The 24617-nt window shown below is 64.1% G+C and carries 16 protein-coding genes and 1 pseudogene; 8 read left to right on the forward strand and 9 right to left on the reverse strand.

All coding sequences use genetic code 11. The features are described 5' to 3' along the window. Positions 1-41: 41 nt before the first annotated feature. Positions 42-419 (forward strand): response regulator, encoded by a 378-nt coding sequence (locus M1B35_RS04960; protein WP_123333368.1) that lies wholly within the window; start codon positions 42-44, stop codon positions 417-419. A 12-nt stretch (positions 420-431) separates the two neighbouring features. Here the strand turns inward: M1B35_RS04960 and M1B35_RS04965 are convergent. From M1B35_RS04965 to bamA, 8 genes and pseudogenes are all read right to left on the reverse strand, one after another. Continuing rightward, positions 432-2100: pseudogene (locus M1B35_RS04965) on the reverse strand (ATP-binding protein). Then, positions 2097-3614 carry an ATPase domain-containing protein gene (locus M1B35_RS04970; protein ID WP_123333364.1) on the reverse strand — a complete coding sequence of 506 codons (1518 nt, stop codon included), beginning with the start codon at positions 3612-3614 and terminating at the stop codon, positions 2097-2099. Before M1B35_RS04970 ends, M1B35_RS04965 begins: the two are co-directional and overlap by 4 nt. Positions 3615-3755: 141 nt before the next feature. Then, a complete protein-coding gene (locus tag M1B35_RS04975; protein ID WP_268261384.1) occupies positions 3756-4811 on the reverse strand; it encodes a tetratricopeptide repeat protein in 1056 nt (351 codons plus the stop codon). 74 nt (positions 4812-4885) lie between these two features. Beyond that, positions 4886-5785 (reverse strand): bestrophin family protein, encoded by a 900-nt coding sequence (locus M1B35_RS04980; RefSeq protein ID WP_268261385.1) that lies wholly within the window; start codon positions 5783-5785, stop codon positions 4886-4888. Between the two features lie 317 nt (positions 5786-6102). Beyond that, a complete protein-coding gene (locus M1B35_RS04985) occupies positions 6103-7524 on the reverse strand; it encodes an efflux transporter outer membrane subunit (protein ID WP_268261386.1) in 1422 nt (473 codons plus the stop codon). Beyond that, complete coding sequence (locus M1B35_RS04990) at positions 7521-10700, reverse strand: efflux RND transporter permease subunit (RefSeq protein WP_268261387.1); 3180 nt, start codon at positions 10698-10700, stop codon at positions 7521-7523. The genes M1B35_RS04985 and M1B35_RS04990 overlap by 4 nt, the downstream gene beginning before the upstream one ends. A 15-nt stretch (positions 10701-10715) precedes the next feature. Next, positions 10716-11972, reverse strand: coding sequence for a multidrug efflux RND transporter periplasmic adaptor subunit MexE (mexE, locus tag M1B35_RS04995; protein WP_123333354.1), 1257 nt, complete (start codon positions 11970-11972; stop codon positions 10716-10718). A gap of 248 nt (positions 11973-12220) precedes the next feature. Continuing rightward, a complete protein-coding gene (gene bamA, locus M1B35_RS05000; RefSeq protein ID WP_268261388.1) occupies positions 12221-14587 on the reverse strand; it encodes an outer membrane protein assembly factor BamA in 2367 nt (788 codons plus the stop codon). A 221-nt stretch (positions 14588-14808) separates the two neighbouring features. On the opposite strand from bamA, the gene M1B35_RS05005 reads away from it, so the two are divergent. The 7 genes from M1B35_RS05005 to M1B35_RS05035 all read left to right on the forward strand — a co-directional run bounded on the left by M1B35_RS05005 (position 14809) and on the right by M1B35_RS05035 (position 22226). After that, the gene (locus M1B35_RS05005; protein ID WP_123333350.1) at positions 14809-15492 is read left to right on the forward strand and encodes a response regulator transcription factor; all 684 of its coding nucleotides are present in this window, start codon (positions 14809-14811) and stop codon (positions 15490-15492) included. Then, positions 15489-16763 carry a HAMP domain-containing sensor histidine kinase gene (locus M1B35_RS05010; protein WP_268261389.1) on the forward strand — a complete coding sequence of 425 codons (1275 nt, stop codon included), beginning with the start codon at positions 15489-15491 and terminating at the stop codon, positions 16761-16763. The genes M1B35_RS05005 and M1B35_RS05010 overlap by 4 nt, the downstream gene beginning before the upstream one ends. 97 nt (positions 16764-16860) lie before the next feature. Continuing rightward, positions 16861-17316: a hypothetical protein gene (locus tag M1B35_RS05015; protein ID WP_123333346.1), complete on the forward strand. Its 456-nt coding sequence runs from the start codon at positions 16861-16863 to the stop codon at positions 17314-17316. 168 nt (positions 17317-17484) lie between these two features. Next, positions 17485-18003 carry a sigma-70 family RNA polymerase sigma factor gene (locus tag M1B35_RS05020; RefSeq protein ID WP_123333344.1) on the forward strand — a complete coding sequence of 173 codons (519 nt, stop codon included), beginning with the start codon at positions 17485-17487 and terminating at the stop codon, positions 18001-18003. Then, positions 18000-18929, forward strand: coding sequence for a DUF4880 domain-containing protein (locus M1B35_RS05025; RefSeq protein WP_268261390.1), 930 nt, complete (start codon positions 18000-18002; stop codon positions 18927-18929). The genes M1B35_RS05020 and M1B35_RS05025 overlap by 4 nt, the downstream gene beginning before the upstream one ends. A gap of 64 nt (positions 18930-18993) precedes the next feature. Further along, positions 18994-21375, forward strand: a complete 2382-nt coding sequence (locus M1B35_RS05030) for a TonB-dependent siderophore receptor (protein WP_268261391.1) — start codon at positions 18994-18996, stop codon at positions 21373-21375. Between the two features lie 11 nt (positions 21376-21386). Beyond that, positions 21387-22226: an alpha/beta hydrolase gene (locus M1B35_RS05035; RefSeq protein ID WP_123333338.1), complete on the forward strand. Its 840-nt coding sequence runs from the start codon at positions 21387-21389 to the stop codon at positions 22224-22226. A gap of 13 nt (positions 22227-22239) precedes the next feature. Here M1B35_RS05035 and M1B35_RS05040 read toward each other — a convergent pair whose 3' ends face one another. Beyond that, on the reverse strand, positions 22240-24366 hold the full coding sequence (locus tag M1B35_RS05040) for a TonB-dependent receptor family protein (RefSeq protein ID WP_268261392.1): 2127 nt from the start codon (positions 24364-24366) through the stop codon (positions 22240-22242). Between the last annotated feature and the right edge of the window lie 251 nt (positions 24367-24617).

Below are 24617 nucleotides of genomic sequence, written 5' to 3' on the forward strand. Positions count from 1 at the left end.
AATGGTCGTATCAGCAGCTATTGACCGAACAAAGGCTTCCCATGAGCGAAGATGCACAAGACGTCGTATTGATCGTCGAAGATGAACCGGTGATTTTGATGCTTCTGGCCGACTACCTGTCAGGCCTGGGCTATCGCGTGTTGCAGGCCGAAAACGGCGAACAGGCCTTCGAGATTCTGGCCAGCAAGCCGCACCTGGACGTGATGATTACCGACTATCGACTGCCTGGCGGCATTACCGGAGTGATGATTGCCGAGCCCGCGGTAAAACTGCGCCCGGACCTCAAGGTGATTTTCATCAGCGGCTACCCCACCGAGATTGTCGAGTGCGGCAGCCCCATCACCCGCACCGCGCCGATCCTGGCCAAGCCCTTCGACCTCAACACCTTGCAGGAACAGATCCAGGAACTGCTGGCCTGAGGCGCCGCCGCCTCAGGCCTTGATCATCTCCCTGACCGTATTGGTCAGGAGGTCAAAGGTGAAGGGTTTGGTGATCAACTGCATGCCCGGATCGAGGAACCCGCCGCGCGCCGCTGCGTGCTCTGCGTAGCCGGTGATAAACAACACTTTCAACTCCGGGCGGATCTGCCGCCCGATTTCCGCCAGTTGCCGGCCGTTCATGCCCGGCAGCCCTACATCGCTGATCAACAGGTCGATGCGTTGCGGGGAGTCGAGGATCGGCATCGCGCTGCGCGCATCGCCGGCTTCGAGAAAGGCATAGCCCAGTTCGCTGAGCACCTCGCTGACCAACACCCGCACCGCCGGATCGTCCTCGACAATCAGCACGGTTTCGCCATTGCGCGCCACCGCCTGTTGTTGCGGGTCGCCGGGCTGCTCCGCTTGCATGTCGCCGGCAAAACGCGGCAGGTACAGGCTGACTTCGGTGCCGCGGCCCAGCTCGCTGTCCAGGGTTACGTGGCCGTGGGACTGCTTGGTGAAGCCGTAGATCATTGACAGGCCGAGCCCGGTGCCCTGGCCGATGGGTTTGGTGGTGAAGAAGGGGTCGAAGACTCGGCTGAGGATGGCTTCTGGCATGCCACAACCGTTATCGCTGACCCGCAGCACCACATAGTCACCGGGCTCCAGGTTGTCGTGGGCCTGGGTAAAGGCCCGGTCGAGCTGACGGTTGAAGGTTTCCACTCGCAGCCGCCCGCCGTGGGGCATGGCGTCGCGGGCATTGAGCACCAGGTTGAGCAGGGCGCTTTCCAGTTGGTTGGGGTCGCCTCGGCCACCCACAGTTGGTCGCTGAGCTGCATCTCCAACTGGATGCTTTCACTCAGGCTGCGTTGCAGCAGCTCGCCCATGGAGGTGACCAGGGTGTTCATCGCCACGGGCTTGGAGTCCAGGGATTGGCGACGCGAAAAAGCCAGTAGGCGGTGGGTCAGGCCCGCAGCGCGGTTGGCCGAGGTCACGCCCAGGTCGATCAGGCTGTCCAGGTCCTCGGTGCGGCCACGGGCCAGGCGTCGGCGCAGCAACTCCAGGCTGCCGATGATGCCGGTGAGCATGTTGTTGAAGTCATGGGCGATACCGCCGGTGAGTTGGCCTACGGCTTCCATTTTCTGCGACTGGCGCAAGGCTTCTTCGTTGTGACGCAGTTGCGCCGTGCGCTCCTCGACCTGTTGCTCAAGGGTTTCCAGGGTGCGCTGCAGGCGCAGTTCGCTCTGGCTCAGGTCGATCAGTCGGTCCCGGGCATCGTACTGCCGTCGTCGGCCGCGCAAGGCGGTACTGACCAGGCTGATCAGGGTGGCGGGGTGGAAGGGCCGCTCCAGGAAGGTCACGTTGCCCAACGGCGCACCCAGGGCCGAGGAGGGGTTCTGTTCCGGCCCGCCGTGGTGGGTCAGCAGCACGATGGGCAAGTCGGACCAGGTGGGTTGTTGCTCCAGGTGCGCCAGCAGTGGCGCTAAGTCGGCCCCGCGCAGCGCCTCGGCGGCAATGATCAGCAACCCGGCGCCGCGTTCCAGCTCGTCACACAGGGCCGGCAGGTTCGGGGTAATTACCCCTCGAAGCCGGCTTCCTTGAGCATCATCTGCGCCAGTTGGCTGTCCCGGCCCAGGGGCGTGAGCACCAGGGCCCGTTCGGAGAGCGGTTCGCCGCGGCTCACGGGTGTTTGTCCTCAAGCCGCTTGTCTTCAAGCAACGGCTTGCTTTCGCCGAGGTACGTAGGCACGCCGCGCAACACGCCCTGGAAGGCTTCCAGGGGTTCGCCGATGGTGATGCCGCGGTTGCTGATGCGGTATTCGCGGATGGTCGATTCGTGGCTGCCGGTGCGTTTCTTGATGATGGAAATGGCCCGGCGCACCTTGCCCAGGGCTTCGAAGTAGCGGAGCAGGATCACCGTGTCGGCCAGGTAAGTGATGTCCACCGGCGCCTGCATGTCCCCCACCAGGCCATGCTGGGCCACAGTCATGAAGGTCGCCGCGCCTTTGCGGTTGAGGTACAGCAGCAGCTCGTGCATGTGCAGCACCAGGGCGTTTTCCTCAGGCATCGCTGCCTGATAGCCGTTGATGCTGTCGATGACCACGGTCTTGATCTGGTCTTTGTCGACGCAGCGCCGCACTCGGTGGGACAACTCGCCGGGGGACAGCTCGGCGGCGTCCACCTGTTCGATCATCAGGTTGCCGGTGGCCTTCAAGGCTTCCAGATCGATGCCCATGTTTTTCATGCGCTCGATCAGCAGGCCCAGTTCTTCGTCGAAGATAAACAGCGCGGCTTTCTCGCCACGGGCCACGGCTGCCGCCGCGAAGATCATGGAGATCAGGGATTTGCCGGTACCGGCCGGGCCGAGGATCAGGGTGCTGGAGCCGGTCTCGATACCACCGCCCAGCAGGGCGTCCATCTCGCGGATGCCGCTGGTCAATTGCAGACGCTCGTAGCGGCCGCGGTGTTCGGCCGCCACCAGGCGTGGGAAGACGTGGATGCCGTCGCCCATGATGGTGAAGTCATGGAAGCCGCCGCGGTATTTCTGCCCGCGGTACTTCACCACCCGGACCCGTCGCCGTTCGGCGCCGTAGTTGGGGGTCAGCTCTTCCAGGCGGATCACGCCGTGGGCCACGCTGTGCACGGTCTTGTCCAGGGATTCGGTGGTCAGGTCGTCCAGCAGCAGGACCGTGGCGTCGTAGCGCACAAAGTAGTGTTTGATGGCGAGGATTTGCCGGCGGTAGCGCAGCGAGCTTTGGGCCAGCAGACGGATCTCCGACAGGCTGTCGAGCACCACCCGGGTTGGCTTGACCCGTTCCACCACTTCGAAGATCTGCCGGGTGGCTTCACCCAGCTCCAGGTCCGAGGAATACAGCAGGCTTTGCTGGTGCTCGGCGTTAAGCAGGCTTTCCGGCGGGGTCAGTTCGAAAATATGGATGTTGTCGTCCAGTTCCCACCCGTGGGACTGGGCGCCCTGGCGCAATTCGTGCTCGGTCTCCGACAGGGTGATGTACAGCGAACGCTCGCCGGCCTGGGCGCCGGCTCGCAGAAAGTGCAGCGCGATCGTGGTCTTGCCGGTGCCGGGTTCGCCTTCCACCAGGAACACGTGGCTGCGGGAAAGACCGCCGGACAGAATGTCATCCAGACCTTCGATGCCGGTGGCGGCTTTGGCGCTGATCAACTCATTGGCGTTAGACAAAAAATGCCCTCACGTGGCTAGGGTAAGTCGACAGTGCTGGCCTCTGGCCTTGAAACACTGCCTGATCACTTGACCTTGGCGACACACCGACGGTTCCACGGTGGTGAGGGATTTGTCTGTTGCCCGGTTGGCTGAACCGCCTCAGAGGCCTTGTTGCAAGGCCGGGTCATCGGGGTTTTGCTGCTCCAACTGGGCCAGCAGCACTTGGACGTTCTGCAATTGGCCGCTTTCCTTCCAGTAGTTGATCAACAGCACCCGGGCTTTGCGATTGGCCGGCTGGCGCTGGACGATTTCTTCCAGTTGCTTCTGTGCGGCCTGCAACTCCTCCTGGCTGTGCAGGGTGGTGGCCAGGTCATAACGGTAATCGGCCTGGTTGGGCTCCAGCTCCACAGCGCGGGACAGGCCCAAGAGGGCAAATTCACCCTGGCCATGGTGCAGCAACCACATGCCCAGGGCGTGTTGCAGGTAGGCCGAGTCCTGCTGTGCCTGCAACTGCTTAGCCAGCAAGGCGCGGGCGGCCTCGCTTTGGCCTTGTTTATCGAGCACTTCGATTTGCAGCACCACGGCCTGCAGGTTATCCGGTTGCAGGGCCAGGGCCCGTTCCAGGGTTTGCTGGGCCTTGATCAGGTTGGCGTTGTGCAGGTAGAGGCGCGCCAGTTGGTGCTGCGCCTCAACGTCGTCGGGCTGGTCCTTGAGCACTTGGGTGTACTCGTCGATCACTTGTTGCAGCGGGCCGAAGTACAGGCCCTGATCATCCGGCGACAGGCCGAGCAGCGCGTTGACCGCCGCAAAGCGTACGCTTTGTTCGCTGTCGCTCAGCAGGGGCCCCAGCAGCAGGCTGCGCTGACCACTGGGCACCAGGCCGAGCACTGCTTGAATGGCCGCCTCGCGCACTTCCGGCGAGGGGTGCTGCAGATCGTTGTCCGCCAGTTTCAGGGCCTGGGGGCTGGGGTAGTTGGGCAGTTCGGCGAGCAGGCGGATACGCCGGGTGTCGGTCAAGTCCGGCCGCGCCAACTGCTGGTACAGCACCCGAGCCGCCCCCGGCATCCCGTTGCGCGCTTGCTCCAGGGCCTTGTTGTAACCGTGCTTGATGGCCTCGGGCACGACCGGCGGGCTGCTGCGCAAGCTGGCCCAGGCGAGGCCCAGGGCCGCGACGATGAGCAGGCTGAGCAGCAGGTAGCGGCGAGGTTTAGTCATGCGGGCATCCGGGAACTGGCGACTTTTTGGAGGCGCAAGCTTCGGTCAGGAACCGTGCCGAGTCAAACCCGCACTCAGTTGAGTACGTACTCCACCGGTTCGAGAGGCGGTGGCAGGTCGCTGTGCCCCAGCGCTGCGAGGATTTCGCGTTCCAGGGTGCGCAGCAGAGCGTTGCACGGCAGGTCGTTCTCGTCGAAGCCGAAGGGGTCCTCCAGGTCGTCGCCGATCTCGTCGAGGCCGAAAAAGGTGTAGCTGACGATGGCGGTGAACAGGGGCGTCATCCAGCCCAGGGGCTCGGCCATGGCAAACGGCAAGAGGATGCAGAACAGGTAAATGGTGCGGTGCAGCAGCAAGGTGTAAGGGAAGGGCAGCGGCGTGCTCTTGATCCGCTCGCAGGCCGCCTGCACCTGGCTCAGGCTGACCAGGCGGGTTTCCAGCTGGGTGTAGCGCCAGTCGCTGATCAGGCCCTGGGTGGCCAGGGCCGAACAGCGCCCGCCGATGCGTTGCAGCAAGGCGTCGCTGGGGTTGGGGTGTCGAGGGTCGATGGGGTCGGCGGTCCAGGGTTGTTGCGCGCGGCTTTCATCTTCTTGCCGCAGGCGGGCGATCAGGCTGTGGGCGAAGCCGCAGAGTTCGCGCAGCAGGGCGGTGCGTTCAGCGCCGGCACCGATGACCAGGGTTTCGCGGATCAGTGAGCGCACCTCGATCACCAACTGCCCCAACTGTTTGCGGCCTTCCCACCAGCGGTCGTAGCAGGCGTTGTTGCGAAAACTCATGAAAATCGACAGCGACAGCCCGAGCAAGGTGAAGGGCGTGGCATTGACCTTGGAGAAATACGCCGGGTGCCAGGTTTCCACCAGCACGATCACCGAGGCCAGCAGCGTCACCAACAGACTGCGCAGGGCAATGCGCCGGGCGATGGAGCCTTTCAAGGAAAACAGAATGCCGATCAGGTTGGGTTTGGGGCGGACAATCATCGGGGAGGGCCAAGGCGAATACGCGGCGAGTGGAGAGTAGGAGCGCGGTGGCAGGCTGTCCAATCGCAATCGTCGACCGCCCCATCGACCGGCTTTATCAGCCAGTTCCCTTCGTTCCCACGGTCCCCGTGGGCATGCCTCCTGGGACGCTCCGCGTCCCGCCTTGTGCGCGCAGTGACGCGGAGCGTCATGGGCTGCGTTACCACGCGGAGCGTGGGAACGATCGGTCGGAGGCGGCAAAAAAAAGCCCCGCGACCGAATGGGGCGCGGGGCAAAAAATTGGTTGGTTGCGGCCAACCAAAGGAGCACGTTGAAGCTTAGTTGCTGGCTACGGTTTGTGGTTGCCAGCCGCCACCCAAGGCTTTGTAAATGGCCACGATGCCGCGGTACAGGTCGACCTCGGCCAGGGCCTGGGCGTCTTCTGCCGCCAGGCGCTCGCGCTGAGCGTCCAGCAGCACCAGGAAGTCCACGGTGCCTTCGCGGTAGCGAATCTGCGCCAAATCCGCCGCTGCGCGGCTCGACTCGCTCTGGCGGATCAGCGCGATCAGCCGTTGCTGGCGTTTGCCGTAGTCGCTGAAGGCGTTTTCCGATTCTTCCAGGGCCAAGAGCACTTGCTGTTCATAGTTGGCCAGGGCGCCATCGGCCTGGGCGTCGGCACCCCGCAGACGGGCACGGACGCTGCCTAGGTCGAACGCCGCCCACGTGATGCTCGGGCCCAGGGCCCAGGCGTTGGCCGCCGACGAGCCGATCTGCGAGCCGCGCCCGGCGGTAAAACCGAGGAAGCCGCTGAGGCTGACCCGAGGGAACAGGTCGGCCTTGGCCACGCCAATGCGCGCGGTAGCCGCCGCCAGTTGCCGTTCGGCGCTGAGAATGTCCGGGCGCCGTTGCAGCAGCTCACCCGGGTCGCCGATCGGCAGGGCCTTGGCAATTGCTGGCAGTTGCGCCGGCGACAGGTTGACGCTGAGGGCGTCTGGGCGTTCACCCAACAAGGTGGCAATGCGATTGCGCTGGCGTACCTGTTCAGCCTGCAACTGCGGCACGCTGGCTTCGACCGAGGCCAGGCGCGCGTCGGCGCGGACCACGTCGAGCTGGTCGCCGACTCCGGCATCGCGCAGGCTTTCGGTGATTTTGCGCGACTCCTGCTGGTTGTTCAGGTTGGCCAGGGCGATCTTTTCTCGCAGTTGCGCACCGCGCAGCTGTCCGTAGGCGTCCACCAACTCGGCAATCATCGTCACTTGCAACTGATAAAGATCGGCTTCGGCCGCTTGCTGGTCGGCGTCGGTGGCTTCCAGATTGCGCTGGATGCGGCCGAACAGGTCCAGCTCCCAGGCCATGTCCAGGCCCAGGTCGTAGCGCTCGCTGCTGACCCGGCGGGTGGTCTGGCCAGGGATCTGACCCTTGGCCAGGTCACTGCTGGCGCGGCTGGTGATGGTCGGCATCACATCGTTGCTGGCGTCATCGCGGATCGCTCGGGCAGCCCGCAGGCGGGCAAAGGCCACCCGCAGCTCACGGTTGCCCTGCAACGAACGGCTGACCAACTGGTTCAGGGTCGGATCGTCGAACTGCTGCCACCAGATGCCTTCGAAACGTGCGCGGTCGAAGTTCTTCTGGCCCGCGGCGCCATCGGTGGCGGCCGCGATATGGGCCGCCTCGGTGTTCGGGGCCTGGTAGTCAGGGCCCACGGCGCAGGCGCTGAGGGCCAGCACCAGCAGGCTCGGAAGGAAGACTTTCAGGCTCATGGTTGCGCCTCCAGTTGCAGGGCACGGGCGGCTTTGCGGGCTTCGCTGCGTTCCACATAGTTACGGATCAGGACGTAGAACACTGGCGTCAGCAGCAGGCCGAAGAAGGTGACCCCGAGCATCCCGGAGAACACCGCCACACCCATGGCGTGACGCATTTCCGCACCGGCACCGCTGGAGAACACCAAGGGCACCACACCCATGATGAAGGCGAACGAGGTCATCAGGATCGGCCGCAGACGCAGGCGGCAGGCTTCCAGTACCGCGGCGAGCGGGTCCAGGCCTTCCTCTTGCTTGTCCTTGGCGAACTCGACGATCAGGATCGCGTTCTTACAGGCCAGGCCCACCAGCACGATGAGTCCGATCTGGGTGAAGATGTTGTTGTCGCCGCCAGAGAGAATCACCCCGGTAATGGCCGACAGCAGGGTCATCGGCACGATCAGGATCACCGCCAGTGGCAGGCTCCAGCTTTCGTACTGGGCAGCCAGCACCAGGAACGCCAGCAATACGCAGAGCGGGAACACGAACAGCGCGGTGTTGCCCGAGAGGATCTGCTGGTAGGTCAGGTCGGTCCACTCGTAGGTCATGCCGTTGGGCAGTTCTTCCTTGAGCAGTTTCTCGATGGCTTTCTCGGCCTGGCCGGAACTGTAGCCAGGGGCGGCAGCGCCGTTGATCTCAGCCGTGATAAAGCCGTTGTAGTGCATCACGCGGTCCGGGCCCGAGGTGTCGCTGACCTTGATAAAGGTCGCCAGGGGGATCATCTCGCCTTTGTTGTTGCGCACTTTCAGCTGGCCGATCTGTTCGGCTTCGAGGCGGAACTGTTGCTCGGCCTGGACGTTGACCTGGTAGGTGCGACCAAAGCGGTTGAAGTCGTTGGCATACAGCGAACCCAGGTAGATCTGCAGGGTGTCGAAGATGTCGCTGACGGCCACGCCGTGAGTCTTGGCTTTTTCCCGGTCGATGGCGGCATCGACCTGGGGCACGTTCACGGTGTAGCTGGTGAACAACCCGGCCAGTTCCGGCACGTTGTGGCTTTTATTGATGATGTTCATGGTTTCTTTGTACAGCTCGTCGTAGCCCAGGTTGCCCCGGTCTTCGATCTGCAGGCGGAAACCACCGATGGTGCCCAGGCCTTGTACCGGCGGCGGCGGGAAGATCGCCATGTAGGCTTCCTGGATTCCGGCGAATTGGCCGTTCAGGGCCCCGGCAATGGCGCCGGCGGACTGGCTTGGGTCCTTGCGCTGGTCAAACGGCTTGAGGGTGACAAACACGATGCCGGCGTTGGGGCTGTTGGTGAAACCGTTGATCGACAGGCCCGGGAAGGCCACGGCCGCTTCCACGCCCGGCTGTTTCAGCGCCAGGTCGGACATGCGCTTGATCACGTCTTCGGTGCGGTCCAGGCTCGCGGCGTCCGGCAGTTGAGCGAAGGCCACCAGGTATTGCTTGTCCTGGCCGGGTACGAAGCCCGTCGGGGTGTTGGAGAAGCCGAAGAAGGTCAGCACCATCAGGCCGGCGTAGAGCAGCAGGGCGATGCCGCTGCTGCGGATCACTCGGCTTACGGTGCCGACGTAACCATGGCTGGCGCGATCGAAGAACCGGTTGAACGGACGGAACAGCCAGCCGCCGAACAGCTTGTCCAGGACCTTGGAGAAACGGTCCTTGGGCGCGTCATGGCTTTTCAGCAAGACGGCAGCCAGGGCCGGCGACAGGGTCAGGGAGTTGAAAGCCGAGATCACCGTGGAGATGGCAATGGTCAAGGCGAACTGCTTATAGAACTGTCCCGTCAGGCCGGAGATGAACGCCGCGGGGATAAACACCGCGCACAGCACCAGGGCGGTGGCGATGATCGGGCCGGTCACTTCACGCATGGCGCGTTTGGTGGCTTCCACCGGGTTCAGGCCCAGGCCGATGTTCCGCTCGACGTTCTCCACCACCACAATGGCGTCGTCCACCACGATGCCGATGGCCAGCACCAGGCCGAACAGCGACAAGGCATTGAGCGAGAAGCCGAACAGGTGCATGACCGCAAAGGTGCCGATCAGCGACACCGGTACCGCCACCAATGGAATGATCGAGGCGCGCCAGGTCTGCAGGAACAGGATCACCACCAGCACCACCAGGATCAGCGCTTCGAACAGGGTGTGCACCACCGCCTCGATGGAGCCACGCACGAAGATGGTCGGGTCGTAGACGATGCTGAAGTCCATGCCTTGCGGGAAGTTCTTCTTCAGCTCGGCCATCTTCTCGCGCACATCATTGGAGATCTGGATGGCGTTGGAGCCGGGGCGCTGGAAGATCGGGATTGCCACCGCCGGCTGATTGTTGAGCAGGGAGCGCAGGGCGTACTGGCTGGAGCCCAATTCGACCCGGGCGATGTCTTTGAGGCGCGTGATTTCACCGTCATCGCCAGCGCGGATGATGATGTTTTCGAACTCTTCCTCGGAGACTAGGCGGCCCTGGGTGTTCACCGACAGCTGGAAGCTGGTGGCGCTGGGCGCAGGTGGGGCGCCCAGGGCACCGGCAGCGACCTGACGGTTCTGTTCACGAATGGCGGTGACCACATCGGTGGCGGTCAGGTTGCGCGACGCGGTCTTGTTCGGATCGAGCCAGACCCGCAGCGAGTAGTCGCCCATACCGAACAGTTGCACGTCACCGACACCGCCGAGGCGCGCCAGCTCATCCTTGATGTTGAGCAGGGCGTAGTTGGACAGGTAGAGCATGTCGTAGCGTTTGTCCGGCGAGGTCAAGTGCACAACCATGGTCAGGTCGGGCGAGGCCTTGTCGACGGTGATACCGATACGCGTCACTTCTTCGGGCAGCTTGGGTTCGGTACGGGTCACGCGGTTCTGCACCTGCACCTGGGCGTTGTCCAGGTCGGTGCCCAGGGCGAAGGTGATGGTCAGGGTGATCTTGCCGTCAGCGGTGGATTGCGAGGACATGTAGAGCATGTTCTCGACCCCGGTGATTGCCTGTTCCAGGGGCGCAGCGACGGTTTCGCCGATGACCTTGGGGTTGGCCCCCGGGAAGTTGGCGCGCACCACCACGGTCGGCGGTACCACTTCCGGGTATTCGCTGATGGGCAGTTGGAACAGTGAGATGGCCCCGGCGATCAGGATCAGCAGCGAAAGCACCGCTGCGAAGATCGGCCGGGAAATGAAGAACTGGGAGAAATTCATCGGATTAGTCGTCCCTTAACCGCGTGGAGTCGCAGCGCTGGCGAGCTTCACTGCCGGGGCGGGCGCGCTTTTCGCGGGCGCCACTTGCGGCAGGTTGCTGGCTTCCAGTGCTTGTCGTTGTTGCGCCAGAGCGGCGAGGGTTTCCTGGCTGGCCATGGGCACCACTTCCGGGCTGACCGGCGAGCCCGGGCGAACCCGCTGCAGGCCCTTGACGATGATGGTGTCGTCTTTGTTCAGGCCGCTGCGGACAATGCGCAGGCCTTCGATCTTCGGCCCCAGTTCGACGGAGCGGTAGGCTGTCTTGTTGTCAGCGTCCATCACCAGTACGAACTTCTTGCCCAGGTCGGTGCCCACGGCTTCATCGGTGATCAGCACCGCGGAATAGGTGCCGCTGCCCACCAGTTTCAGGCGTGCATAAAGGCCCGGGGTGTAGCTGCCATCGCGGTTGTCGAACACCGCGCGGCCACGGATGGTGCCGGTTTTCGGGTTGACTTGGTTGTCGACGAAGTCCATCTGGCCCAGGTGCGGGTGGCCATCTTCATTGGACAGGCCGAGGTAGACCGGGGTGGTTTGGCCGCGTTGGCCCTGGCGCGCCAGCTGGGTGTACTTGAGGTACACACGCTCGTCGGCGTCGAAGTAGGCGTACACCTTGCCGGTGGACACCAGGCTGGTGAGCGGGGTGACATCGGCGGTCACCAGGTTGCCGGCAGTGATCTGGGCACGGCTGACGCGACCGCTGATGGGCGCGACCACTCGGGTGAAGCTCAGGTTGAGTTTGGCCAGGTCCAGCTGGGCCTGGATCGCGTCCACGCCGGCACGGGCTTCCTGGGCGGCGCTGGTGCGGGTGTCGGCCAGCTCGGCGGAGATCGCATTGCTGGTCAACAGGCGCTGGCCGCGCTGGGCTTCGTTGGCGCTGCGGGTGGCGGTGGCGCGGGCTTGTTGCAGTTGGGCTTCGAGGCGGCGAACTTCAGCCTGGAACGGGCGTGGGTCGATCTGGAACAGCAGGTCGCCTTTTTTCACCAGGGCGCCTTCGGTGAAGGCCACCTGATCGATCTGACCGGACACCCGTGGGCGGATTTCCACGGTTTCCGGGGCTTCCAGGCGACCGGTGAATTCATCCCACTCGTTGACGGGCTGCTCCAGCACTTTGGCCACGCTGACGCTGGCAGCAGCAGGGGCGGCCGCGTTTTCGGGGGCTTTGCCGCAGGCGCTCATCACGATCACGGCCAGGGCCGCAAGTGGGAAACGCAAGAGTTTGAGTGACTGGTCCATGGTTCATCCGCCAAGGTAATTTGAGATGGTGCGGATGATGAGCGGCGAGGGGGTATGTCACGAATCGAATGAAGCAAAGGTAACTATCATCGCGAATGATATAAGCCCCCCGCGAGCCCTCTGGAACGGGGGTTTCGTTAGGGGGCTATCGATGTGTGGGCAGTTGTAAGTCGTCAGCTTCAAGCTTCAAGCTTGGAGCTTGGAGCTTGGAGCTTGGAGCTTGGAGCTTGGAGTTTCGAGCTTCTCCCTCAAAATGTCTGTCCCATGGAGAATTGGAACACTTGGGTGTCGGCGTCTTCGGGCTTTTTGATGGGGTAGGCGAGGTTGAAGCTCAAGGGGCCCATGGGGCTGTACCAGGTGACGCCAACGCCCACGGAGCTGGCCATCTGGTTGAGATCGACGCCGTCGCAACCCTGGGTAGTGCTCAGGTAGCACTTGTTCGAATAAACGCTGCCCACGTCCCAGAACACCGAGGTGCGCAGGGATTTGCTGTCTTTGACAAAGGGCAGCGGGAACAGGTATTCGACGCCGCCGGTGATCAGGATATTCCCCCCCAGGGCATCGGTGTCGCGGTCGGAGTAGTAGGCCTGGCCGGCGCTGGCGTAGGTGCCCGTGGCCGGGGTGTTGCGTGGGCCCAGGGTGCCGCTTTCGAAGCCGCGCACCGAGCCTTCGCCGCCGGCGGTGTAGTTCTCATAGAAGGGCAAACCGTCGGTAGAGCCGTAGCTGTTGCCGTAGCCGAGCTTGGTGTGGAAGCGCAGGGAGGTGGCGTCGCTGACCGGCAGGAAGGTCTGCCCGGAGTAGTCGAGCTTGTAGAAGCTCAAGTCGCTGCCGGGCACGGTGACCATCAGATTGAGGCTCTGGGAGTGCCCGCGGGTCGCCAGTACCCCGCGATTGAGGGTCGATTCCGACCAGCCGAGGTTGGCCTTGAGGTTGTTGAATTCCTTGCCTTCACGCTCGACGAAGTCATAGATCTCGTCGGCGCTGTAGGTGCCGGGCTCGATGCTGTCGTGCTGCACCGTAAGGCCCAGGCTCAGGCGCGAGGTTTCATTGATCGGGTAGCCGAAGGTGGTGCCGGCGCCGTAGCTGTTGATGGCGTAGTAGGACACGCCGTCATCGTAGTAATCGCTGTAGTCGGTGGTGCTGTAGAACAGGTTGTAGCCCAGGCTGACCCCGTCCGGGGTGAAGTAGGGATTGGTGTAGCCCAGGTTGTACTTGCTCTGGTACTCCGAGCGGGTCAGGCCCAGGCTGGCGTAGTTGCCGGTGCCGAGGAAGTTGTTCTGGGTGATCGAGCCGCCGAGGATCAGCCCGGCGCTCTGTGCAAAGCCAACGCTGGCAGTGATCGAGCCCGAGGCCTGTTCTTCCACCGCGTAGTTGACGTCGACCTGGTCGTCGATCCCGGCCACCGCCGGGGTCTCCACGTTGACCTCCTTGAAGAAGCCCAGGCGTTCGAGGCGCACCTTGGACTGGTCGATCAGGTAGGTCGAGGCCCAGCCGCCTTCCATCTGGCGCATCTCCCGGCGCAGCACCTGGTCTTCGGTCTTGGTGTTGCCACGAAAGTTGATGCGGTTGACGTAGGCCCGCTTGCCCGGGTCCACCACAAAGGTGATATCCACCGTGTGTTGCTCATCGTTGGGCGTGGGTACGCCGCTGACGTTGGCGAAGGTGTAACCCTCGTTGCCCAGGCGCCGAGTGATCAGGTCCGAGGTGCTGGTCATCAGCTTGCGTGAGAACACCTGGCCCTTCTGCACCAGCAGCAGGGACTTGACCTGCTCCTCGGGAACTTTCAACTCGCCGCTGAGCTTGACCTCACGCACCTGGTACTTTTGCCCTTCGTGGATGTTGACGGTGATGTAGACGTGTTTCTTGTCCGGGGTGATGGACACCTGGGTCGAGACGATGTCCATGTTGATGTAGCCACGGTCCAGGTAATAGGAACGCAAGCGCTCCAGGTCGCCGGAGAGCTTTTCCCGGGCGTACTTGTCGTCGTTCTTGAAGAACGACAGCCAGTTACTGGTCTTCAGGGTGAATGACTCTTGCAGCTCGCTGTCGCTGAACACCGTGTTGCCCACCACGTTGATGTGCTGGATCGCTGCCACGCTGCCTTCATCGATCTTGATCTTCAGGCCCACGCGGTTGCGCGGCTGGGCCACCACTTCGGTGTCCACCGAGGCCGAGTAGCGACCCTGGGCAACGTATTGGCGTTGCAGTTCATTGCGTACGCCTTCGAGGGTGGCGCGCTGGAAAATCTCGCCCTCGGTGAGGCCGGACTGCTTCATGCCTTTCATCAGGTCGTCGGTGCTGATGGCCTTGTTGCCTTCGAACTCGATGCTGGCCACCGAAGGTCGTTCCACCACATTGATGACCAGCACATCGCCGTCACGGCCCAATTGGATGTCCTGGAAAAAACCGGTCTTGAACAGGGCGCGGGTGGACTCCACCAGGCGCCGGTCATCGGCTTCGTCGCCGACGTTCAGCGGCAGGGCGCCGAACACGCTGCCGGCGGACACCCGCTGCAGGCCGTTGATCCGAATATCGGTGATTTTGAAGCCTTGGGCGTGGGCCAGGGTGGTATTGAGCAACAGCGCAACCGAGCAGAGCAGGCGCGAAAAATTCATCAAGATCTTTTCCAGGACACATCGACAAGCAGCGCAGGCGCGCTCAGGCAACTCGCCGCAGGCGGTCTTCGCCAGCGGCCAGACAGGTGGACAGCCAGCTTAAGAGTGCGCGGCGTTTGGTGCGGTTAACCCAATGTCAAGTTAGGTAAAGGTTGGCCTGAAGCGATGACGCTGCCCGGTGCGGCGGCGATAATGGCCGCCTGCCCATTCAAGAGTCCGCCATGATCTCCGTATTGCTCGTCGACGATGACCAGGAACTGACCGAAATGCTCAGCCAGTACCTGCAGCGCGAAGGTTTTGCGGCCACTGCGGTGCACACCGGGGAGGAGGGCGAGACCCATGCGCTGTCGGGGCGCTACAGCATTGTGGTGCTCGACGTAATGCTGCCGCGCCTCTCGGGGATCGAGGTGCTGCGGCGTATCCGCGCCAGCAGCCAGGTGCCGGTGGTGCTGCTGACCGCCCGGGGCGACAACATCGACAAGATCACCGGCCTGGAACTGGGGGCCGATGACTATGTGCCCAAGCCCAGTTCGCCGGGTGAATTGGTGGCGCGGTTGCGGGCCATCATGCGGCGGGTGCAGCCAGTGGAACCGCGCACCTCGGAAGTGATCAGGACCGGCCCCCTGGAACTCTGGCCCGGCAAGCGCCAGGCCCTCTGGCAGGGCCGCGAACTGGGGGTGACCAGCACCGAATTCAGCCTGCTCGAAGAACTGGCCCGCTCGGCCGGGCAGGTGGTGAGTAAAAAGGACCTGTCCCTCAACGCCTTGGGCTGCCCCTTGACCCGTTACGACCGGCGCATCGACGTGCACATCAGCAGCATCCGCCAGAAACTTGGGCCGCGCCCCGACGCCAAGGCCTGGATCCAGAGCGTGCGCGGCCTCGGCTACCTGTTGATCGTCGAATGATGAAACCCAGCCGACTGTTCTGGAAACTGTTCCTGGCCTTTTGGCTGGCCACCAGCCTGACCTTTCTGGTGGGGCTGTGCATTTTGCTGCTGGGCAGCATGCGCCCCGGCGACCCGCACCTGGAGGCGATCCTGGCCAGCGAAGAACAGTTGCTGCGCCAGTTCGGGGTCGAATCGGGGCGCCAGTTACTGGCGGTGTGGGAGCACCCGCCGGATCAGGCCCTGGGCGTGTATGACGCAGCCGGGCAACTGCTGGCTGGCTCGCCCGTGCCCCATCCCGTTTATGAGCGCACGGTACTCAGCCATGAGGGCTTGAGCCTGTCGCTGCGTTCCACCCATCCCGCAGACGATGGCCATGAGGGCGGGCCAGGGCGCCTGGTGCCGTTGATCATCGGCACGGTGATGAGCGCCCTGTTCAGCGGTTACCTGGCCTATTACCTGGCGTGGCCCCTGGCCTATTTGCGCCGGGCCATGAGCGACGTTGCCCAGGGCCGCTTCGGCACCCGGGTCAAGCCGATGATGGGTGGGCGTCGGGATGAAATCGTCGACCTGGCCGAGGACTGCGACCGCATGGCCAACCAACTGCGGCTGCTGGTGGAGGCTCAGCAGCACCTGCTGCACGACATCTCCCACGAGTTGCGCTCGCCCTTGACCCGCATGCAGGCGGCCATCGGCCTGTTGCGGCAGGACGAGGCACGCCTGGACATGCTCGAACGCATCGAGCGTGAATCCGAGCGCATGGACACCCTGATCGAAGCGCTACTGACCCTGGCCCGCCTGCAGGGCCGACCTGAGAGCATCGAGCGCGAGTCACTGGACATCATCGAGTGGCTGGCGGTGATCGTCGAAGACGCCCAGTTCGAGGCGCAGATGAAAGGCTGCCGGGTCAGCCTGGAGGCGGGCGCGCCCTTTGTCGCCCAGGTCAACGGTGAACTGCTGTACCGCTGCTTCGAGAACGTGATTCGCAACGCCGTGCGCTACAGCCCGGTCGGCACCACGGTGCAGGTCAGCGCCGAAATCGATGGCGACAGCCTGACCGTACATATCAGCGACCAGGGGCCGGGGGTGGAAGCGCCACGCTTGCAGAGTATTTTCCAGCCCTTCGAGCGGGGCCTGGGCGATGCCAGCGTGGGCTTTGGCCTGGGCTTGGCGATCGCCTCCCGGGCCGTGGAAATGCATGGCGGCAGCATCCTTGCGCGCAACCGTCAGGGCGGCGGATTGAGCGTGGACATCCGCCTGCCGCGCAGCGGATCTTTACACGATATTACATAGCCTTGACGGCCCTGTACGCCGCCGCTCTTTAGACTTTCCACTCATGCTTGCGCAGCGGTTGCGCGTGTTTTCGGCAGGCCATTGAGTGGAGGTGGCGATGTTTCAGGTGCATAAAAAAGGATTCGTTTCCGGCAGGAAAATGGTCGACGGGCTGGTGCCCTATGACTTCTTTTGCGAAGACAGCCCGGCGATCAACCTGTTCGTGTTTACCGGTTCTGCCGCTCGCGGCCAGGCGGTGGAGGAGCAGACCCTGTGGGGCTTCACCCGGCTGGAACGGTTTGAAGCCATGAACGGCGCGCTGGTGGCCAACCGAAAAAACGCCGGCTGGCTGCAGAGCGTCAACGTGCTCACCGGCCCCAACCAGAACGGCACCCAAAGCGTGAAATTCCAGCGGGTCACCAAGATCATCAAGCACGCCCAGGCCGCGGACCGTGCCGCCAGCAAGGTGGAATACGAGATCCAGACGGACGAAGGCGACACCTACTTCACCCGGCCGACGGCCACAGCCAACAGTGCACAAACTGTGATCTATACGGCGGAGCTACCGGGTTGAGCTGTAGGGTTGAGCTAGACGGTAGCGCCAGGCACCTAGCACAGATCCTGGATGAGCGGTCGAGCCCGGCGTTTGAAAAGATTGTAATGGGAACAATTCGCGTTTAAGGTGCGCGCGTCTGCCAGGCTCCTGCCTGGCGTTTTCGTGTTTGTCTGCCTGAGGCGCTCCATGTCGCTCCCTGAAACGGATTCGATCGTTTCCCTCGATGTCTTGTACGGCACCCAGCGTGGCTGGTTGCAGGGCTGGCTATGGCGCTCGTTGGGGTGCTCGCAGCAGGCAGCGGACCTGGTCCAGGACACCTTTGTGCGGTTGCTGGTGCGCGGCCAACCGATCAGCGCCCGTGCTCCGCGGGCACTGCTGGTGCGGATTGCCCGTGGTCTGGTGATCGACCACTGGCGTCGCGACGCCCTGGAGCGCGCCTACCTGGAGGCCTTGGCCCAGTTGCCGGAGGCCAGCCATCCGTCACCCGAGGTGCGGCATGAAGCGCTGCAATGCCTGGAGCGCATCGCTCAATTGCTCGATGGCCTCAAGCCGGCCGTGCGTGAGGCTTTCCTGCTGTACCAGCTCGGTGACTTGAGCCACGCACAGGTGGCTCAGGAACTGGGCCTGTCCAGCCGGACCGTGGAGCGGCATGTGGCAAGCGCGCTGTTGCACTGCTACCGGGTGTGCTTCGAGACGCCCGCGTGAGCGCGGCTGCCGAGCGCCTGCCGGAGGACATCGTGCGCACCGCCATCGAGTGGCAGATGCGCTTGCGCGCCAACGCCCAGAACAGCGAGCTGCACAAACAACTGCACGACTGGCGCCGTCACGACGTACGCCATGAACTGGCGTGGCAACGGTTGCAGCAGATGGGTGGGCTGTTCCAGGCCAGCCATCTGCCCGATGCCGCGCGCACCATTCCGCTGTTGCGCCGTGCCGAAGCCGACCTGAGCCGCCGTCGCACCTTGAAGCTGCTGGGCCTTGGTTTGGCCGCCGGCAGCGCCACGCTGCTGGTTGGCACCGCGTCACCGGCCTGGCGCAGCGACTTTGCCACGGCCACCGGCGAGCGCCGTCGGGTCGACTTGGGGGCGGGGGCTGAGTTGCTGCTCAACACCGGCAGTGCCGTGGATGTGCAGGGGCGCGACTTGTTGCTGCGTTCGGGCGAACTGCTGGTGGACGGCGCCGACTGGCGGGTGCGCTGCCGTTTTGCCGAGTGTGAGGGCCGGCAGGCCAGGGCGGTGCTGCGCGAGCGTGAGGGCTACAGCGAAATCCATGTCGAGCGCGGCGAGGTGCTGATCTCCACCCCGTTCGGCCAGCGTCGCCTGCTGGCCGGTCAGGGGCTGGGGGTTCACGCCACCCAGATGACCGCGCTGGGCCCGGGGCCGCTGGACCCGTTTGCCTGGACCCGCGGCCTGTTGCTGGTCAACGACATGCGCCTGGGGGACTTCCTGGCCGAGGCCGGGCGTTATCGCCAGGGCTGGCTGGGCTGTGACAACAGCGTGGCGGACCTACGCCTGTCTGGGGTGTTCCGCCTGGATGAACCCGCGGCCATGCTGAGCAACATCACCTACCTGCTGCCAGTCCGCATCGTCGAGCGCACCCGTTGGTGGGTACGCGTCATGCCGCTGGTGTAAATAATTTGTCGGACTTTCGCGGTTCATCCGGTTAGGGATGATCACTCCCTGAATGGAAACCGTCATGTTGCTTGCCAGACTGCCTCTGCGTGCCGTTGTGCCGCTCCCATCCCGTACCTTGCCAGGCGCCGTGTGCCTGGCGCTGGCCTTGCTCGGGGGCACGGCGAGCCTGCCCCTCCAAGCGGTCGCGGCGGCCAGTGGGCAAACGGCGCCAAGCATTCCGGCCGGGCCTTTGCAACAGGCCCTGAGCACCTTTGCCGAGCGCGCCGGGATTACCTTGTCCTATTCCCCGGAAGCCGTGCGTGGCCTAAGCAGCCCGGGGCTGGCCGGCGGCGGTTCGCTGGACGACGGCCTGGCAACGTTGCTGGGCGGCAGTGGCCTGGTGGCGCAAAAGACCTCGTCCGGCTACGTGGTGTTGCCGGCCAAGAGCGAGGCCAGCGTCCAGCTGGAAGCCACCAACATCAATGCCAGCGCATCGCAGAGCGCCTTCGCTCCGGTGGAAGGCTACTTCGCCAGTAACGCCAGCAGTGCCACCAAGACCGACAAGCCGATCCTGGAAACCGCCCAGAGCGTCAGCGTGGTGACGGCCGAGCAGATCGCCGACCGCAAGGTCGACCGCATCGAAGATGCCGTGGCCTACAGCGCCGGTGTGCGGGTGGGCAGTTCCGGGTTGGACCCGCGTTTCGACATGATCAGCGTGCGCGGTTTCGAGACCACCATCGCTGCCGACTTTCTCGATGGCTTGCGCCAGCCGGGCAGTGGCTGGCTGTCCCTGTACTCCACCGAGGCCTACAACATGGAGCGCGTCGAAGTGCTCAAGGGGCCGGCCTCGGTGCTCTATGGCCAGGTCAACCCCGGCGGCATGGTCAACCGGGTGAGCAAGCGCCCGAGCCTGCTGGCGAAAAACGAAGTGCAAGTGCAATCCGGCAATTACAACCACCAACAGGCGCAGTTCGACGTCGGCGGCCGCCTGGATGAAGAGGGGGATGTGCTGTTCCGCGCCGTGGGCGTGTACCGCGATGCGGAGAACTACATCCCCCAGTTGAACAACGACACCCGCCTGCTGGCGCCTTCGTTGAGCTGGCAGATCGACCCCGACACCCGCCTGACGGTGCTGGCGCAGTATCAGGAGCGTGAGACCGGGGCTTCGCCGATGCTCTATCAGGAGGGCGACCACCTGACCCACTTCTGGCAGGGCGACGAGTATTTCGACAAGCTCGAACAACGCCAGTGGACCCTCGGCTATGAGTTCGAGCACGCGTTCAACGACACCTTCAGCCTGCAACAGAACCTGCGTTACGGCGAAGTCGACACCACCAATCAGTACCTGCAACCCACCGGCTCCAGCGACGGCCACACCCTGGACCGCACGGCGGTCGGGGTCTATGAGGACATGTCGTCGCTGTCCACCGACACCCGCCTGATCAGCCGTTTCGCCACCGGGCCTCTGCAACACACCTTGATCACCGGCGTGGATTACGCGTGGGTCGACACCTCGTTGCTGTACGCCACCGGCCCCGGCCCCTCCATCGACCGCTATGCACCGAACTATCACCAGCCGGTGAATCGTCCCACCACGGCGCTGGCTGACGAGGACGGCCTGGAGCATCGCAGCGGCCTGTACTTGCAGGACCAGATCGATCTTGGCCAGTGGCGCCTGTCGGCCGGGTTGCGCCGTGATTCGGTCAAGGTGCGTCGCTCCGACCACCTGTTCGGCGCCGACACCCGCACTCGGGATGCGGCCACCACCGGCCAGCTCGGCGTGCTCTACCTGTTCGACAATGGCCTGGCGCCCTATGCCAGCTACGCCACGTCCTTCCTGCCGGAGAGCGGCACCGACGCCAATCACCAACCCTACAAACCGACCCAGGGCGAGCAGTACGAGGTGGGCCTCAAGTACCAGCCACCGGGTAGCAGCACCCTGTTGACCGCGTCCCTCTACCAACTGACGCAAACCAACGTGCGCACCCGGGACCCGTTCAATACCCTCTACAGCACCCAGACCGGTGAGCAATCCTCCCGCGGCCTGGAATTGGAGGCAGTGTCCGACCTGAGCGACCGCCTGCGCATGACCGCCAGCTACAGCTTCAACGATGCCGAGGTCACCCGCAGCACGGAAGGCAACGAAGGCAAGGACCCGATCAATGTGCCGCGGCACCTGGCCTCGCTGTGGCTGGACTACCGCCTGCCCATGGGCCTGGGCCTGTCTGCCGGCGCGCGCTACACCGGCAGCAACTACGGGGACAAGGCCAACACCGTGAAGAACGAGGGTTACACCTTGGTCGACAGCGGCGTGCACTACGACTTCGGTGGCGGCCTGGACGGCGTACGCCTGGCGTTGAATGCGCGCAACCTGTTCGACAAGCGCTACATCAATTGTCAGGAAGGCTATTGCTACCGAGGTGAGGCGCGCAGCGTCGTCACCAGCCTGAGCTATCGCTGGTGAGGAGGGGGACGATGATGCGCCATTTATTGATGGGCCTGGGCGCCATGCTCCTGGGCAGTTTTGCCGCCGCCCAGGCAGAACCTGTGACCCTGGACGGTACCGAACAGTGGACGATGCACAGCGCCGAGGGCCGCGAGTATCGGATCATGATCAGCCTGCCGGAGGGGGAGGTGCCTTACACCGGCGGCTATCCGGTGATCTATTTACTGGATGGCAACGCCTACTTCCCGGCCTTCCACGCCGCCAAGCGCGCCCAGGACCGACTGCGCGCCTCAATCATCGTGGCCATCGGTTACCCGAGCGACACGCCGCTGGACTTTGTGCGTCGTGCCTTCGATCTGTCACCGCCGGTGCCCCAGGAACGCAATGAGCCGCCGCAAGGGGGGCAGGACCTGTTTCTTGAGTTCATCGAAAAGCGCCTGATGCCGAAAGTCAGCGAGCGCTTCAAGGTCGATCAGGATCAGCGCAGTCTGGTGGGGCATTCCTTTGGCGGCATGTTCGGGGTCTATGCGCTGTTCACCCGGCCGGCACTGTTCCAGCATGTGGTGGCGGTCAGCCCGAGCCTGTGGTGGCGCGATCGCTACCTGATGGAGCCCGAGCGTGCCTTCAGCCAACGGGCCCGTGCCGGGCAAGTGGACCTGACCCACCGCAGCCTGACCCTGTTGATGGGCGAGCGGGACATGGTCCAGGAAATCCAGGATGCCCGAGCCTTGCAACTCCGCTTGCAGGACCTGTCGCAGTACGGTTTGCGCAGCGACTTCCAGGTCGAGCCGGGGGAGGATCACATGTCGGTGCCGTTTCGGGTGCCGACCCGGGTGCTGGATGAGTTGATCAGCACCCGGCGCTTCTGAATCTGCCCCGGCCTTAGCGCAGGCTCCACGAGACCCCGAGGTACATCGCCAAGCCCTCGCCTGGCGTGGAGCGTGCCGCGTCCAGGCCTTTGTCGTCGTAACCCGGCGTCACCGTGGCGGCGTAGTGCTGGTTGGTCAGGTTGCGCAGGTCGAGCCAGGTCTGCCAGTCGTTCTTCGGCGCGTTGTAACCCAGGGTGGCACCGAACAGCGCGTAAGGATCGGCTTCGTAACTGTTGGCGTAATCCACCGCGACCTTGGACACCAGTTGGGTGTTGAGCGCAGCGAAGAAGCCCAGGGGCCAGTCGTAGCGCAGTTCGCCCTGGTAGTAGTGCATCGGCAGGCCCGGCAGGCGGTTGCCGCCGAAGCGCGGGTCGTCACGGTAATGGAAGTCGCTGAAGGTGTAGGCCTGGCGCAGGCTCAACTGGCCGCCCTGGTCCGGCGCCCACAGGGTGCTCTGCAGGCTGGCCTCCACACCCTGGTGCACGGTGGGGCTGGCGTTCAGTTCGTAGGGCGTGGTGGCGCTGGCGTCCGGCAACACCGAGAGCAGTTCATGACGCACCTGGGCGTAGTACCAGGCCAGGCTCCATTGGCCCAGGGCGCTGTCGCCACGGCCGCCCAGCTCCAGGGTGGTCGCGGTCTGGTTACGCAGCTCGATCGGGTCACGCTGGGCGCCGGTGGCAACGCCGCTGCCTACCGGGAAGCGCTGGTTGGCACTGTAGATCAGCGACCAGGGGTGGGGCGCTTCCACCGAGCGGCTGAGGTTGCTGAACAGCTGCACCTGGGGCGTCAGCTGGTAGCGCAGGCCCACACGCGGGGCGTAGTCCCAGTCGCCGAGGCTGGTCTTGCCGCCGCCTTCGGGGTAGGTCACGGCGCTTTCACGGCGGGTGTAGATGGCCGCCAGGCCGGTGGTCAGCCACAGGTCATCAGCAATCTCCAGGTCATTGCCCAGATGCAGCACGCTGTCCGAACCCTGGTAGGTAAAGTCGCGAATCCGCGTGCCCGGCGCGTAGCCGGCAGTGTTGCCTGTGGGGATGCGCACAAACTCGCTGGCGCCGGCATTGGGCAAGTGCTTGGTCACGCGCAGGCCCAGGTTGCTGCGGCTTTCCAGGCCCCAAAGGGCGTCGCGGCGCTTGTAGTCGAAGGTGCCGCTGACATCGCTGTACGCCACCCTCAGGCGGTTGGGGCCTTCGCGCAGGTCCATGGGGTAATCGTGGTAGACCAGGCCGGTCTGGATGCTTGAATCGTCATCGATGTAATAGGTGGTCTTGTTGCCGATAAAGGTGCTGCCCGGCTGGTCGCGGTTGTAATCCCGCGCCTGGTAGACCGGGTTGGCCGCCCGCGCATCGTGCTCGATGGAACGCTTGGTCACACGGCCGGCCAGCTCGTTGTCGGCCTCGCGGTGACGTAGGTAGAAGCGGGTTTCCAGGTTGGGGTTGAAGCGATAGCCGAAGTTGGCGATTACCCCCTGGCTGGCGCTGGCGGTGTGGTCCTGGTAGCCGTCGGAGCGGGCGTCGGTTACGGCCAGGTAATAGTCGAAATCCCCCAGCACCTGGCCGGAGCTGACCTGACGCTGGCGATAGCCGTGGCTGCCGGTGGCGTAGCGCACCTGCAGCAGCGGCGCGTCGTAACCGGTGTGGCTCACGTAGTCGATGGCGCCGCCCAGGGCCAGGCCGCCACGGTCGAAGCCGTTGGCGCCGCGCAGCACTTCCACATGGTCGAGCCACAGCGGCTCCAGCAACTCATAGGGCGTGCCGCCAGGGCCGGTCAGCGGCAGGCCGTCGAGCATCGCGTACACCCCCGAGGCATGGGCGCCGGGCGCGCGATTGATCCCCGAACCGCGGATCGAGATCTTCACCCCTTCGTTGCCTGCGGACTGGGCATAGACCCCCGGTTGATACGCCAGTACATCCTGGTTACTGGCCACGCGCCCCTGCAGCGGCTGGCGCAGATCGACCACGTTGGTCCCGCCAGGGACCTGGGCCAAGCGGGCCTTGGCGTCCTCGACTGCCTGATCTTCGCCACCCTGCGCCGGGGCCTCAATCAGCACCTGCCCCAGTTCCATGTTCTGAGCCTCGGCCAGGGTTGGGCAGGCAAGGGCCAGCCCCAGCAGCGCAGTGGGCAGGGATTTGGGCGAAGGCATCGAGAAAACTCCAGGCATAGAGAAACGAACAGTGAAGAGTGCGACGTAAGAAAGAACGAAGGGAACACATGGCGATTTTGCTTTTTTTGCCGCAACACGCCCCCAAAAAACGCTGCCCGACGGCGCTGTAGGAGCTGGCTTGCCAGCGATGGCGATCTTCAGGGCGATGCAGGACTTGAGGACCGATCGCCGGCAAGCCGGCTCCTACAGGGGGAGGGTTTTGCGGGGGGCTGTGGGCGCTGGCTTGCCAG

It is taken from the genome of Pseudomonas morbosilactucae (assembly GCF_023241665.1).
Classification (GTDB): Bacteria; Pseudomonadota; Gammaproteobacteria; order Pseudomonadales; family Pseudomonadaceae; genus Aquipseudomonas; species Aquipseudomonas morbosilactucae.